Source organism: Streptomyces sp. MMBL 11-1, from assembly GCF_028622875.1.
In the GTDB taxonomy this organism is placed as follows: Bacteria; Actinomycetota; Actinomycetes; order Streptomycetales; family Streptomycetaceae; genus Streptomyces.
In genome coordinates this window covers 6,632,930-6,646,623 of record NZ_CP117709.1, presented here as the reverse complement: position 1 = coordinate 6,646,623, position 13,694 = coordinate 6,632,930, and the positions used below count along the sequence as shown (strand labels likewise).

The window sequence follows — 13,694 nt, the reverse complement described above, 5'->3', positions numbered from 1 at the left end:
GGGCCGTACGGCGAGCTGTTCGCCGTACGGCCCCTTGCTCATGACCGGCCGGTGAGGCGCTCCTGACCTGCTGTGACACCATGAGAGCTCCGTTTCCGCCGTCCGAGGAGTCCCATGCGTGTCACCGTTCACGGCGCTGCCCTGACGGGCGCCGCCCTGCTGGCCGCGCTGGTCGCGGCGGGGGTGTGGGTGATGTCCGCGGGAGGCTCGGACAGGCCGTCGGCGAGCGTGCCGAAGACCTTGCGGGTCATCACCTGGAACATCTGCGGAGAGGCGGGCGGGGAGCGCGGCCAGTCCGGCTACTGCCCGCTGCGGGACCGTCCGGAGAAGAAGGCCGAGAAGATCGCCGCCCTGGCGCGGGAGCGCGACGCGAACGTGATCACCCTGCAGGAGGTCTGCGGGGGTGCGCCGGGCAGTCATATGGCCCTGCTCCGGTCGGCGTTGGGGCCGGGCTGGTCCTTCCGGCATGCCGAGGGCGCCCGGCCGGACGGCGAGACGCGGTGCCGTGACGGTCTGTCGGGCGACCTGGGCGTGGCGGTGGCCGTCCGCGGCGAGATCGAGCGGGCACGGTCGAAGAACGCGCTGCCCCCGGACCCGGAGGGCGTCAGCGGGCAGACCCTGCCGGTGCTGTGCGTACGGGTGAGTGGCTGGGCGTACACCCCCTGCACCACCCACATCCTGCCCGGTGAGGAACCGCGCGTCCGGGAACAGATCGCGGCGGTACGGGCCTTCGTGGGCCGGGAGGACCGGCCCGCCGTCCTCACCGGCGATTTCAACCGGAACGCCGCCGCCCCCCAGTTGGGCCCGCTCGTCTCGTCGTACGCGGTGTGCCCGGGGGCGGACGGGAGCGGCGAGGGCGTGGCGACCTATCACGCGTGGGACCGCGAGAAGCGGGCCCACGCCTTCCACGAGCTCGACCACATCTTCTTCGACAGCCCGCCGGGCGTGGCGGATCCGCTCGTCGACTGCGAGGTCGGCGAAAGCCTCATGGACACCACGCCCAACGAACCCGGTGGTCCGGAGCCGGACGGTTACTCCGATCACGCCCCGGTCTACGCCGACCTCCGTACGGGCGCCTGAGCTGCCCGTACGGGCAGTTCAGCCGATCGCCGTCCAGGGGCCGAAGCCGCCCCGGCCGGGCGCGAGTTGCGTCGTCACGTGGAGTCGCCCGTCGTTGCCGAGGGCGGCCACCACGGCCCGGCCGGCCGAGTCGAAGGAGGTCGCCGGGGTGCCCACCACCGTGCCGCCCAGCTCGGCGGTCGACAGCTCCTGCCACGGCGAGTCGTCCGGGTGGAAGCGGTAGGCCAGCCCGCCCAGGTCACTCCGGGTCACCAGGAGTGTGCCGGTCTCCGGCGAGGTGCTCGCGGCGGCCGCCACCGGGCCGAAGCCGCCCCGGCCGCCGATCGGTGCGGCGGGCTTCGCCCAGCGGCCGCCGGGCGTGTCCTCCTCCGCCAGCATCAGCCGGCCGTCGCCCGGCTTCCGGAAGACGACCATCACCCGGCCTCCGGGCTGCACGAGGGCGGTCGGCGGGCCGGCGGGCACGCTCAGCTTGAACCTCGGGGCGCGCGAGGGGAGCGAGTCGATGGTGTCCTGGCTCCAGTGGAAGACCCCCTCGCGGCTGGAGGCGAACAGCTCGACGGATCCGTCGCGCGCCGTGAGCGCGGACAGCCCCTCCTGAACGTCGAACCCCCGCAGGTCGGTCCACTCGCCCCAGCTCCCGTCGGCCGCCCGGACGCGTGAGTGGACGCCCTGCCCGGCATTGCGCACGAACAGGTGCAGGCGTCCCTTGCCGTCCCGGGTCACGACCGGCGCTCCCAGGTGACGGTCCCGGCGGGGATCGGCCGCCGAGGGGTTGCCGAGGGTCCCCCATTCGCCGAACGGGCCGTCGGGGACGGCCTGTTCGAGCGTGACGATCTCCCGTCCGTGCGCGTCGTCGTGGGCCAGGTAGGAGAGCCGTTCGGCGAAGATCTGCCACCGGCCGTCCGGGGTCAGCGACACGGCGAGTCCGGGCGCGAGCGGAGCACCGCCCAGCAGGAAGGGGCCGCGCCACTGGTCCCCGCCGGGCTGGGCCTGTACCCAGACCGCCGCCTGCTGGTCGATCACGGCGAAGGCCGTCAGCCGTCCCCGCGCGTCGGGGCGCAGCCAGTCGCCGGTCCCGGGGTAGCGCGGGGTGGTGCTCTGGACCCAGCCGGGGCCCCGTGAGTTGAGGCCGACGGCGTAGTCGCCGCTGCCGGCCGGGTCGCCGCAGTCGTACCCGTCGGCGGCGCCGTAGATGTTGAGGAAGAACTCCTTCAGCGAGACGGCCTGGGGGCTGAGGTTGTGCGGCCACCGCTCGTTGTAGTAGCCGCGGAAGGCCTCGACGGCGAAGTGTCTGCCCTCGGCGGGACCGCGGTACTGGCTGATGGCGGTCCAGCTGAACAGCGCGGCGGCCGTGTGGTCACAGTGGTCGCTGAGATCCCCGTAGTCGTGGCGCTGGGGGAAGTTCTCGTCGTGGACGAGCCGGTCGGGGTCGGGGTCCATGGTGCGGATCACCGTCGGCCGGACGATCTCCATCAGGTTGACGAGGGTCGCCACGACACCCGGGCGCGTGTACCAGAAGACGTCGCCCACCAGCCCGCCCCGGGGCACCAGCGTCGGCACCCGCTCGGCCTCCCCGCGCCACAGCACGTGCAGGCTCCGGGAGGGGCCCTCGGGCGTGCCGTGCTGGCGGATGTTGAGGAAGAACAGCGTGACCCACGGGGCGGCGGCCAGGGAGTAGACCTCCGCGAGTCCGCCGTCCGCGGTCTGCCAGGTGCCACTCGTCCAGGCGGCGGTGCGGTCGCCCAGCACCATCGCGGCGTACGCGGCCCTGAGTCCGTTCTGCCGGGCCTTGCCGTAGGCCTCCCGGTCCGCGACGACGGGTTCGGTCGACCAGGGGCGGGGGTTCTCGCCCTGGGCGTCCCCGCTGGTCAGGTAGACCGTGGTGGTCCGGACACCCGCCTTCATCGCCTGGAAGGCGGTGGGGTTCATGAAGTACAGGTCGTCGTCGGGGTGCGCGACGATCTGGAGGATGGATGAGGTGCTGTCCATGCTGCGTCTCCCTCGCGGTGGGGCCTGGCCGGTCACAGCGGCCACCCGGGCAGGTAGCCGGCGCGGTGTCGCTGGTTGCGCTCCGAACCGGTCTCGAACTGGCTGGCGATGGGGAAGTAGCTCGGGAGGAAGGCCGTGAGGATCGCGTCCTGCTCCTCCTCCGGGACGTCCCCGTCGTGGAAGTCGTTGAGGCAGAACACGTCGTGCGGCCGGGCGGTCAGGATGCGGTTGAGGCGCGGCTTGTGGTCGCTCAGGCCGACGTTGACGAATCCGCAGGAGATGCTGCCGGGGACGCTGCGCAGGGTGTGGAACCCGTAGTAGTGGTGCAGCGACGACGCCACCGAGAGGTCGCTGTGGCTGCGCAGCTGGTTGGCGGCCGTGGTCGCCATGGCCTCCTGGTAGTAGCCCTCCATCTCCTCCAGCACGCTGCGGCGCAGCGGATGCGGGGCGTGCAGGAAGGAGTGGGCCAGCACCTGGCCGAAGGTCGCCTCGATGAGCGCCCGGTTGTTCTTGGCGGCGGCGATGTTGAACTCGTCGGCGTAGCTGGCCGGGGCCATCGGCACGGCGGTGGGCGACATGAAGTGCTTCGCCTGGCCGTTGCTGTGGAAGAACATGCTCGGCTGGAGCGTCCGGCCGACGAACACGTCGTCGTTGAAGTAGAGGAAGTGCTCGGCCAGTCCCTCGATGTGGTGCAGCTGGCTTTCGATGGCATGGGAGTTGTACGTCGGCAGCGCGCCGCGCCGTTCGAAGATCTCGCGGTGGTCGACCACTCGCACCCGGGGGTGGGAGGTGTCCAGCCAGGAGGGCACCTGCTGGTCCGTCACCAGGTAGATGTTCCGGATCCAGGGCGCGTACATGTCGATGGAGCGCAGCGAGTAGCGCAGTTCGTCGCGGTCGCGGAACCGGGCCGCGCTGGTGGCCGCGTCCTCGGTCTGCATGCCCATCCCGGCGAGGACGGCGTTCTTCCGGTCCAGCCAGTGCACGTCGGATCCGTCGACCCAGGTGTACACGGCGTCCACGGGGAAGTTGACGTCGCCGTGGAGGGGCTGGGTGAAGGGGGTGATCGACGGGTAGTCACGGCCGGCCAGGGGCAGCGGGCTGCGGACCATCGACTGCTTGGGCAGGCGCGTCCCGACGGAGGTACGGGCCGGGGAGACGAAGAACGCCGGATCCTCCGGATCCTCGTCCCAGAACGAGATCGTGCAGCCGTACACCGCGCCGAGACGCAGGGTACGGGAACGGGACACCGCGCTCTGGTAGACGCGGACGCCGGAACCGGGCGTGTCGAGGTACTGGTCCACCATCCCGGCGAGGACGGTGGCGACCGAGTTCTGGTTCTCGTTGAGCACCGACACGTAGACCGCCTGGTCGCCGTAGGCGCCGGCCAGGGCCTTCAGTACGGCCTGGCGGTAGGTGGCGTGCACGGCGACGGTGTGGCGGACCAGGGAGTCGCGCACCACGAAGTAGGGGACGCCGGCGCTCTCCAGGGCGTTGGCCGCGAGGGCGAGGTTGGCCTGGACGATGTCCCAGGGGGACTCCCACTCCAGGGGTCTGCACAGCTGCCCGCCGTCGCGGACCAGTCCGCGCACGCTCTTGAGGAGTCGGCGCTCCAGCGCCTGTGCCGCGCCGCTGCGCACGGTGCCGGCCGGGGCCGGGGAGGCGGCGGGCACCCCGCCGTCCGCGCCGCTGACCAGCTCGTGCATGGCCTGCCGTTCGGCCTTGGCGATGTCACGGCGGCCACTGTCCCGCTCGGCGAGGAGTTCCGAGAAGATGTGTTCCCACCGGGCGGTCACGACGGCCGGGGCGAAGCGTTCGACGGAGCCCAGGGCGGCGGCGCCCATCCGGTGGCGCAGCGACGCGTCCTCGATGAGCCGCAGCAGGCAGGCGGTGAGCGCGTCGATGTCACCGGTCGGCACGAGCAGCCCGGAGTGGCCGTCCATGACCACTTCGCGGGGCCCGTTGGGCGAGTCGTAGGAGACGACGGGGACGCCCGCTGCCTGCGCCTCGGCCAGCACGAGGCCGAAGGCCTCGTTGCGCGAGGTCAGCAGGGCGATGCTGGCCTTGGCCCACTCCTCGGCGAGGTGCGGCGAGTTGCCGTTGAGCTGGACGCTGTCGTGCAGGCCGAGGGAGTCGATCTGGCGGCGCAGGGCGCCACTGAGCGGCCCGTCCCCGAAGATCCGCAGGGTCCACGAGGGGTGGCGCGGGGCGATCGTCGCCCAGGCCGTTACGGCGTGGTCGATCTGCTTCTCGCCGACGAGGCGTCCGGCGATGACGACGGTCCGCGTCTCCAGGGTGGACTTCGGACGATAGCCGCTGGGAAGGGCGTTCGGCACGACCTCCAGCCGGGGCGCACCGGCCCCCAGCGTCTCGGCGAACCACTCACGGGTCCGCTCGCTCAGGACGCCGAGCGCGTCGAGTCTCGCCGAGTGCCGCAGGAGCGGTTCACCGCTCGTACCGCGCAGTTCGGAGACCCGGTGCTCCTGGTGCACGGTGACCACGCGGGACGGCGCGAGGTGCACGGCGAGCGCCATGAGGGCCGGGGTGGTGGTGATCAGCACGTCGGTGTCGCTGTCCTGGAGCGCCAGCCCGAGCTCCAGGTCGGAGAGCCGGTTGAACGCGGCCTCCCAGGCGCGGTCCACCACCCGGCTGGGCTGTGCGGACAGCTGCGCCCACACGGCGTCGTCCACACCGGTGGGGCGCAGGGGGCGCTGCACCGGACCGGTGAGGTCGACGAGGTAGTCGACGCGGACCCGCTCGTCCGGCGAGAAGAACTGCGCCGGTTTGGACTTGAAGACGCTCAGGACCCGGACGTCGTGCCGGACGGCGAGTTCCGAGGCCTGGTTGAAAACAGCCCGTTCGGTCCCTCCCACGGCGTCGGCGGTGGTGAGCAGGAAGGTGATCTTCATAGGGTCTTTCAGCCGATTTCTGGCATCGGTGTGCAGGTGATGCGGAGGTTGCCCGCGGGGGTGTAGCGGGGCTGGACGAGGAGCGGCGGGTGGCCGGGAGGAGCGATCACGGTGGTGCGCATGGCGAAGACCCGCAGGGGGTTGCGTACGTCGTGCAGGCGGCGGCCGAGCCGGAGCCCGGAGCCGGACGCGTCGCTCACCACCACGTCCCAGTGCTCGGGCCTGTTGCGTCGGGGCGCCATGCTCTCCAGCGGGACCTCGACCCGGGTGATCCCGTCCTCCCCCACCGTCACCGGCTGCTGGAGCCGGCGGCCCGAGGCGAGGAACTCCGCCCGGGGTTCGCCGATCCGGGCGCCGAGGACCCGGAAGTCGACGGCGACGCCCGCGTGGGTGATGTGCACCTTGACCACTTCCGCGCCGGGCCGGGCGTCCGAGGTGACGACGCGCGCGTTGCCGGTGACCGAACGGCCGATCCGGTGGCGCTGCCCGGTCACACCGGACGCCGTCATCGGCTTCGTGGGGCCCTCGTAAGGGACGGGCAACTCCACCAGCAGCAACGGCAGTTGCCGGGTCCGTCGGCCGTGGGACAGCCGCAGGCGCAGCGGTCTGCGCCCGGCGCCGACCGGGGCGCCGCCCACCTCGGCCCCCAGGAGCACGACCGCGTCCATCAACAGCCCGCCGTCGGGGCCCTCGTAGACCCGGGCGGGGCTCTCGTGACGCTGCCGCCCGTTGCCCAGCACGAGGTGCGCACTGTCGGGGAGCCGGGCCGAGCCCGGCAGTTCGGCGTGCAGGTTGACGGTGTGGCCGTCGAGCACGGCGGCGTACCGCAGGCGCGCCGTACGGCCGGAGCGCAGCGGCAGGAAGACCCGCAGAATCAGACGGGAGCGCAGCGCCGCGGCGCGGACCTCCAGCCGGCGCCGGGCGGCGCCCAGTTGTGCGCGTCGCCGCGTCATCCGGAGCTCCGTCCGAGTTCGTGGGTGCGGCGCGTGGGCGCGCCGTGCGACCCGTGCAGCTCGAAGGGGCTCGGCACGGGGAAGTAGGTGTCGAGGAACCGCCGCACCATGCGCTCCTGGGCGTCTGGATCCTCGGGAACCACGGTGTCGTTGATGCAGAACGTGTCGAAGTTCCGCTGGACGACGAGGCGGTTGAGCCGCCCCTGGGCCTTCTCCTCGCCGATGTCGATGTAGACGTACCGGAGGTCCGCGAGCGTGGCCCGGGCCAGGTGGTAGGCGTAGTAGTGGTGCAGCGAGGAGGCGATGGGGATGTCGTGCGGCGATCGGAAGCGCGAGTGCTGGGTGACCCAGTGTGCCCGCGCGTAGATGTGCTCGATCTCCGTGAGGACGGTGCGCCGGAGCGCGTGCGGCGTGTGCTTCATCTTCTGGGAGATGACCGTGCCGAACTGCTGGGCGATCAGACCGCGGCTGTTCTTGCCCGCCGCGTTGACCGGGAGGTCCTCGGGGGCCACGTTCCCGGACGGGATCAGCGCCTTGGACAGGAAGAACTTGGTCAGGCCATTGGGATGGAAGAAGTGTCCGGGCTGCACGGGCCGCCCGAAGAACACGTCGTCGTTGAGGTAGAGGAAGTGGTCGGAGAGGCCGGGTATGTGGTGGAGCTGGCTCTCGATGGCGTGCGAGTTGTAGGTCGGCAGGGCCGCCGGGTCGGAGAAGATCTCCCGGTGGTCGACCACGGTGAGGCCGGGGACGTCCGTGTCGAGCCAGCCCGGGGTCTGCCCGGCGGTGACCAGGAAGATGTTGCGCACCCAGGGCGCGTACTGGTGGATGGAGCGCAGGGAGTAGCGGAGTTCGTCGCGGCTCGTGTAGCGGGCGCCGTTGTCGGCCTGCTCGTGCAGCTGGTCGCTGTCCGCGGTCAGGGACCGCCGTACGGCGTCCTTCTCGGCGCGCCATACGGTGTCGGAGTCGTCGACCCAGGTGTAGACGACGTCGATCGGGAAGGCGTGGTCGGTCGGCAGCCGGGCCGTGAAGTCCGCGACGGTCCGGGTGTGCCCCGTGTGGTACGGGCCGGGCACCGGGCTGAACAGTTTCTGCTCGGCCGTGCGGAACTCCGTGTCGACCGGGATCTGGGTGACGACGGTGTTGGGCCGCGGCGCGCAGAGGTCGCCCTCGTTCTCGTCCCAGAACTCCAGGTCGCAGCCGGACGCGGGGCCGAAGACGAGATGGCCGGTGGGGTCGCAGACGTTCCAGGACAGCCGGAGCACGGGGTGCGAGCGCAGCCGCCGCCAGGTCTTGGCGGACGCGCCCGACCGGGCCTGGCCGCCGTTCTCCTGGGCGACGTAGCCGGGGTTGCGGCCGAAGGCGAGCTGCAGCACCTCTTCGACGTCGGCACGCAGCCGGGCCGGCACCGCGACGCACGGAAGGTTCTGGGAGGTCCCGCGGACGGCGAAGTGATCGATCTCCGCCTCCTCCAGCACGGCGACGAGCATGTGGAGGTTCCTGGCGCGCGCGGCCCATTCGGTGGCGCCGCGGACCACCACGGCCCGCGCGTGCTTGCCCTGGATCCGCACGACGCGCAGTGAGGCGTCGGGGCTGTGCCGCGCGGGATTGCTCCGCCCGCCCAGCGCCCGGACCACCACGGCGGAGCGGGCCGAGTCGAAGCTCGCGAGCAGATGCATGACCATGTTGCGCCAGGGGGCGGGGACACGGCGAACGAGTCGCCGACGCGCCCGCACCGGCACCAAAGATCTATATGTCGATACCAGCGCACTGGTCTCAGGATTGTTGACGCTCACAAAATTAGCCCGCCCCGTTGAACAGGAGCCGAAGCCCCGTCTCACTCTTTCGCCCCACCGAAAGTTCCGTCACGCGGGACGCTGTCGGTGACAGAAGACAGGCCGCCGTCCGATGTTCACATCAGCGCCATTCTTTGTCCACTCGCGATCACTTGTTCTTCACGTTTGTGATGAAGCTGACAAGAGCTGGATCGAGAGGAGGCAGCGGGCTCAGACGGGAGAGGACGGCGCCATCGCCAGCCCCGGCTCCGCGGCCTGGCGCGCGATGCGCAACGCCCCGTCCTCGCCGAACAGCGCGAGCACCACGCGCCCTTCGGCGTCACAGGCCAGGGCGGGCGGCCGGGCGCTCCGCTCGGCCGTGGCCGACCACCAGACGCCGCCTCCCTCGTTCTCCGTGCCGCAGGCGGCGAGCAGGACCTCGCCCTGCGGGGTCCGGTGGGCCAGCACCGTGCAGTCGTAGCCGTCGAGCCAGACGCGCAGCGCGGCTATCCGGCCCTCGGCCGGCCCGCCGCCCAACGGGATGACCCAGGTACCCGGACGGTGGGCGAACAGGGCGCCCGTCGCGGCATCGGCCCAGTAGTACGTGAACCGGTCGGGCGCGGTCTCCACCGCCGACGCGCTGCCGGGGGTCACCGAGATCTGCAGGTCCAGGCAGCGGTCGAGGCCGCCGTCCGGCTGCCCCTGCTGCCAGCGCATGGCCGCGCCGTCGCCCGGCGCGAGGTATTCGACCCGGCCGGACGCGGTGGCGACGGCGACCGCACCGTCGTACGCGTCGCTCCCCTGGAGGTCGCGCCAGGGCTCCCACGCGCCCTTCGCGTCCTCGCGCCGCATCGACACCCCGCCCCCGGCGTTGGCGACGAAGACGTGGACGCGCCCGGAGCCGCTCACGGCCGCCGCCGGAACGCCGATGCGCCCCGCGGCGCCCGCGTCCTTGTGCGGGTTGCCCACCGGCTTCCACTCGGTCACCGGGCGGCCCGTCTGGTACTGGACGGCGTGCACCACTCCCGTGGCCCGGCCCTCCGCCGAGACCCGCCGGCCGATGAAGCGCACGAAGCCGTCGGCTCCCTGCACCACCGAGAGGTGCGACAGCCGCGGGGTGCCGATGACCTCGGGACCGGCCCACTCGTCCCCCGCGGCGACCCTCTGCGTCCAGCGCAGCAGCCCCTTCTCGGAGCGCGCGAACACGGTGAGCCGCCGGTCCTTGCCCAGGACGATCCAGGGACCCTCCACGACCGGCGCACGAAGACCGGTGGCGGGCGCGTCCGCCACCCGGGTACCCCCGTCGCCCACGGGGCGACCCCTCCGCTCGGTGCGCCCGGACCTCACTCCCATACCCGTGCCCTTCTCCCCGTTTCTCGGCCCGCAGGTCACGCCGAACAGACCTTCGGATCAGAATTTTGTCACACGCTTCACAGGGGCTTCACTTTCCGGCAGGGCCGACGCCACTTCGCAGCGGAACCGACACCGGGCGTCCCCCGGCGAGACGGGAGAGGGAGCCGGGCGCTCCCTCCCCTCCGGTTGGGGGATCAGGTGTTCTATAGTGCTCGGTCAGTCATGCATTCACGGACCGGTCACACCCCCCACCCGAGTCCCCCGCACTCCGCCCCGCCCGGGGCCATGAGATTTGAGGACTCGCGCAGGATGAGCCACGACGCCACGGCACCGGACACCCACGACGGCTCCGGCGCCGCACACCGGAGCCGGCCCGCACGCGGCCGCAGGAGCCAGCGCAAGCGCCGCCGCGGACTCAAGATCACGCTCGGTGTCCTGCTCGTCCTGCTGCTCGCCGGGGGCGGCACCGTCTACTGGCTCTACAGCCAGCTCGACGGGAACATCAAGGCCGTCGACATCGACAAGGCGCTCGGCGAGGACCGCCCGGAGAAGCTGCCCACCAGCGGGCAGAACCTCCTGGTCCTCGGCTCGGACTCGCGCGCCGGGGCGGAGAACGAGGAGCTGGGCGGCGGCGGGGCCGTCAGCGGCGCCCGCTCCGACACCGCGATGGTGGTGCACATACCCGAGGGCCGGTCGAAGGCCGTCGCCGTCTCCATCCCGCGCGACACCCTGGTGACCCGGCCCGAGTGCGTAGGGGAGAACGGATCCACGGTCTCCGCCAAGGAACGCGTCATGTTCAACTCCGTCTACGCGCAGGTCGGTCCGGCCTGTGTGGTGAAGACGGTGGAGAAGATGTCCGGCGTCCGCATCGACCACTACCTGGAGATCAACTTCGCCGGGTTCAAGGACCTGGTCGACGCCATCGGCGGCGTCACCGTCGACGTACCGCAGGACATCGACGACAAGGCCTCCGGGCTGAGTCTCACCGCGGGCCCGCAGAAGCTGAACGGCACCGAGTCCCTGGCGTACGTCCGGACCCGGCACGGCATCGGCGACGGCAGCGACCTCGGCCGCATCGGGCTCCAGCAGCAGTTCCTGATGGCCCTGCTGAGCGAGGTCAAGTCGCAGGACCTGCTGGGCAGTCCGGCGAGCTCGTACAAGATCGCCAAGTCGGCCACCAAGTCGCTCACCACCGACTCGGGGCTCGCCTCGCTCACCTCGCTGGCGGAGTTCGCCCGCTCGATGAACGGTGTCGACCCGGCCTCGATGGAGACGATCATGCTGCCGGTGGCGTACGACAAGATCGACAAGAACCGGGTGATCGCGGCCGAGCCGCAGGCGGGTCAGCTGTGGAAGGCGATCCGCGAGGACACCACGATCCCCGAGGACGCGAAGAAGTCCCCCGCGACCGGGGGCTGACGCACCGTCCCGCCGCGCCGCTCGTGACACCCTGCCGGGATGAGCGAGGACGAAGCGGTGCTGGTGATCGTGGACGCCGCCAACGTGGTCGGTTCCGTACCCGACGGGTGGTGGCGCGACCGCCACGGGGCCGCGGTACGGCTGCGGGACTCGTTGGTCCCGTACGCGACGAACGGGCTGCCGGGGCTGCCCGGCCCGGCCGAGATCGTGCTCGTGGTCGAGGGGGCCGCCCGGGGCGTCGACTCCGTGGCCGGGGTCCGGGTCGCATCGGCCCCCGGCAGCGGTGACGATCTGATCGCCGAACTGGCGGCAGCCACCGGCCCGGACCGGGAGTGCGTCGTCGTCACCGCCGACCGCGGGCTGCGCCGGCGGGTCGAGGCGTACGGGGCCCGGTGCGTGGGCCCCCGTACGGTACGGCCTCCCTCGGACCGGGAGCGCTGAAGGGCGCCCGGCAGAGATCGCGGCGCGGCCCTCCGCCGGACGGCGAGGGAACTGGGGGCCGGGTGGACTCCGGCCGGTACGGAGCCGGGCGGTCGCCGCCCACCGCGACGGGCGTCCGGCCGCTGTCCCGCCGCAGCCGCTCTCGCCGGCACCCTCATCCGGTCAGTCGGTACCGCGGGAAGTCGTCCTTCGCGGTGTCACTTTGCCGTCGTCGGGGATACCGACGAGCTCCTCGGCGTCGAACACGCGGGCGATCGGGACGTCCGTGCTGCTGTGGGCGATGAGGGAGAAGACGATGGTGACGGCGATCAGCGTGAACGCCTCCTCCCCCGAGGGGATGCCGCCCTGGAGCACCAGCAACCCGTGGACCACGGACGCGAAGCCCTTGGGGCCGAACCAGGCCGCCGTGCGTCCGGAGAGCCCGGAAGGGAACCGATCACATAAACAGGTGTGGCCCCATCCTTAGCCCAGGGAATCTTTGCATAATCTAAAATTCAGAGGTTCCCGGCCGAGTCGGGCCGAGGCCGTCACACTGCTGGGAGCGTCATGATCACTGCGAAGCGCCGAGGCGATCCGGCAGTGCTTTCCTGGCTCCCCATCGTGGTGATGGCGGTGGTTGCCGCCGTGGACCTCACGGCCGGCCCGCAGGCGGGGTTCCTCCCCCTCGTCTCGCTCGGTCCTGCCTTCGCCGGGTTGATCGGCACGTGGCGGCGCACCGTGCTCATCGGCTGCGCGGCGCTGCTGCTGTGCGCCGGCCTGGGGGTGTACGACGGACTTTTCGACACCCGACGTGGCTATACGGCCATGGCTTCCGTAGCCGGAGTGACGCTGGCCGGGGCTCTGGCCGCGAGCACACGTATGCGGCGGGAGGCGGAGCTGGCCAGTGCGCGCTCCATCGCCGAGGTGGCCCAGCGCGTGTTGCAGCGTCCCGTGCCGCGCCGGGTCGGGCGTCTCCAGGTGGCGGCTTCCTACGCGTCGGCGGTTGCCGAGTCACGTATCGGCGGTGACCTGTACGAGGTCGTGGTGTCGCCGTACGGAGTTCGCGTCATCGTCGGGGACGTCCAGGGCAAGGGGCTCGCCGCCGTGGAGACAGCGGCCCTGGTGCTGGGTGTCTTCCGGGAAGCCGCGCACGATGAGCCCGGCCTGACCGCGATCGCCGCTCGGCTGGAGCGCACGGTCGCCCGCGACGCCGGTGGAGAAAAGTTCGTGACCGCGGTCCTCGCCGAGATACACACCGAGGAGAATCGCGTCGCGTTCCTGAACTGCGGCCACCCGGCCCCGATGATCATCCGCGCCGACCGCTCCGTCGATTTCCCCCTGCCGCCCGCCTACGCACTGCCCATCGGGATGGGAACACTCGGAGGCGACCCGCCCCGCCCCTACCGCGCCGACTTCGGCCCGGGCGAGCAACTTCTCCTCTACACCGACGGAGTGACCGAAGCACGGGACGCGGAAGGTGCCTTCTACCCCCTGGGGGAGCGAGCCGGACTTCTCGACATCGCCGACGCCGACGCGGCGCTGGAAGCACTGCGCACGGATATCGTCCGGTACGCCAGAGGGCCGCAGGACGATGCGGCCATGCTTCTGCTGCGCCACCGCCGTGGGTGAACGTGGCGGATGCAGGTCTCCTTCTCCCCGGTGCCCAGGAAGCCGCCGTGTTCCAGGATCAGGAAGCGGACCCTCTTCCCGTTCTCGTCGATGACGAGGTCGACGACCCGCCGACGTCGGCTGTCGCGTACTCGGCACGGGTGCCGCCCCTGATGCTTCGCTGTTCGCGTCAG

9 protein-coding genes and 2 pseudogenes are annotated in these 13,694 nt (G+C 71.6%); 4 read left to right on the top strand and 7 right to left on the bottom strand.

Annotated elements, in window-relative coordinates; all coding sequences use genetic code 11:
- Window positions 1–114 precede the first annotated feature (114 nt).
- The gene (locus tag PSQ21_RS29490; protein ID WP_274034344.1) at window positions 115–1,080 is read left to right on the top strand and encodes an endonuclease/exonuclease/phosphatase family protein; all 966 of its coding nucleotides are present in this window, start codon (window positions 115–117) and stop codon (window positions 1,078–1,080) included.
- 18 nt (window positions 1,081–1,098) lie between these two features.
- Here PSQ21_RS29490 and PSQ21_RS29485 read toward each other — a convergent pair whose 3' ends face one another.
- The 5 genes from PSQ21_RS29485 to PSQ21_RS29465 all read right to left on the bottom strand — a co-directional run bounded on the left by PSQ21_RS29485 (window position 1,099) and on the right by PSQ21_RS29465 (window position 10,053).
- Window positions 1,099–3,069 (bottom strand): PIG-L family deacetylase, encoded by a 1,971-nt coding sequence (locus PSQ21_RS29485; protein ID WP_274034343.1) that lies wholly within the window; start codon window positions 3,067–3,069, stop codon window positions 1,099–1,101.
- 32 nt (window positions 3,070–3,101) lie between these two features.
- Window positions 3,102–5,975: a stealth conserved region 3 domain-containing protein gene (locus tag PSQ21_RS29480; RefSeq protein WP_274034342.1), complete on the bottom strand. Its 2,874-nt coding sequence runs from the start codon at window positions 5,973–5,975 to the stop codon at window positions 3,102–3,104.
- 8 nt (window positions 5,976–5,983) lie between these two features.
- Window positions 5,984–6,928 carry a hypothetical protein gene (locus PSQ21_RS29475; RefSeq protein ID WP_274034341.1) on the bottom strand — a complete coding sequence of 315 codons (945 nt, stop codon included), beginning with the start codon at window positions 6,926–6,928 and terminating at the stop codon, window positions 5,984–5,986.
- Window positions 6,925–8,604, bottom strand: a complete 1,680-nt coding sequence (locus PSQ21_RS29470; RefSeq protein WP_274034340.1) for a stealth family protein — start codon at window positions 8,602–8,604, stop codon at window positions 6,925–6,927. The genes PSQ21_RS29475 and PSQ21_RS29470 overlap by 4 nt, the downstream gene beginning before the upstream one ends.
- A gap of 327 nt (window positions 8,605–8,931) precedes the next feature.
- Complete coding sequence (locus PSQ21_RS29465; protein ID WP_274034339.1) at window positions 8,932–10,053, bottom strand: hypothetical protein; 1,122 nt, start codon at window positions 10,051–10,053, stop codon at window positions 8,932–8,934.
- Window positions 10,054–10,362: 309 nt separating this feature from the next.
- On the opposite strand from PSQ21_RS29465, the gene PSQ21_RS29460 reads away from it, so the two are divergent.
- Together PSQ21_RS29460 and PSQ21_RS29455 are read left to right on the top strand one after the other, a co-directional pair.
- Window positions 10,363–11,472: an LCP family protein gene (locus tag PSQ21_RS29460; RefSeq protein WP_274034338.1), complete on the top strand. Its 1,110-nt coding sequence runs from the start codon at window positions 10,363–10,365 to the stop codon at window positions 11,470–11,472.
- 39 nt (window positions 11,473–11,511) lie between these two features.
- The gene (locus PSQ21_RS29455; RefSeq protein ID WP_274034337.1) at window positions 11,512–11,913 is read left to right on the top strand and encodes an NTP pyrophosphohydrolase; all 402 of its coding nucleotides are present in this window, start codon (window positions 11,512–11,514) and stop codon (window positions 11,911–11,913) included.
- Window positions 11,914–12,075: 162 nt separating this feature from the next.
- Here the strand turns inward: PSQ21_RS29455 and PSQ21_RS29450 are convergent.
- Window positions 12,076–12,318 (bottom strand): annotated as a pseudogene (locus tag PSQ21_RS29450) (cation:proton antiporter); the annotation flags it as partial.
- A gap of 141 nt (window positions 12,319–12,459) precedes the next feature.
- Here PSQ21_RS29450 and PSQ21_RS29445 point away from each other — a divergent pair.
- Complete coding sequence (locus PSQ21_RS29445) at window positions 12,460–13,521, top strand: PP2C family protein-serine/threonine phosphatase (protein ID WP_274034336.1); 1,062 nt, start codon at window positions 12,460–12,462, stop codon at window positions 13,519–13,521.
- A 20-nt stretch (window positions 13,522–13,541) separates the two neighbouring features.
- Here the strand turns inward: PSQ21_RS29445 and PSQ21_RS29440 are convergent.
- A pseudogene (locus tag PSQ21_RS29440) lies at window positions 13,542–13,694 on the bottom strand (PRC-barrel domain-containing protein); the annotation flags it as partial.

Bases quoted from the DNA above. Each gene is read 5' to 3' on its own strand.
- PSQ21_RS29490 (WP_274034344.1), top strand. From the start codon at position 115: ATGCGTGTCACCGTTCACGGCGCTGCCCTGACGGGCGCCGCCCTGCTG.
- PSQ21_RS29485 (WP_274034343.1), bottom strand. From the start codon at position 3,069: ATGGACAGCACCTCATCCATCCTCCAGATCGTCGCGCACCCCGACGAC.
- PSQ21_RS29480 (WP_274034342.1), bottom strand. From the start codon at position 5,975: ATGAAGATCACCTTCCTGCTCACCACCGCCGACGCCGTGGGAGGGACC.
- PSQ21_RS29475 (WP_274034341.1), bottom strand. From the start codon at position 6,928: ATGACGCGGCGACGCGCACAACTGGGCGCCGCCCGGCGCCGGCTGGAG.
- PSQ21_RS29470 (WP_274034340.1), bottom strand. From the start codon at position 8,604: ATGCATCTGCTCGCGAGCTTCGACTCGGCCCGCTCCGCCGTGGTGGTC.
- PSQ21_RS29465 (WP_274034339.1), bottom strand. From the start codon at position 10,053: ATGGGAGTGAGGTCCGGGCGCACCGAGCGGAGGGGTCGCCCCGTGGGC.
- PSQ21_RS29460 (WP_274034338.1), top strand. From the start codon at position 10,363: ATGAGCCACGACGCCACGGCACCGGACACCCACGACGGCTCCGGCGCC.
- PSQ21_RS29455 (WP_274034337.1), top strand. From the start codon at position 11,512: ATGAGCGAGGACGAAGCGGTGCTGGTGATCGTGGACGCCGCCAACGTG.
- PSQ21_RS29445 (WP_274034336.1), top strand. From the start codon at position 12,460: ATGATCACTGCGAAGCGCCGAGGCGATCCGGCAGTGCTTTCCTGGCTC.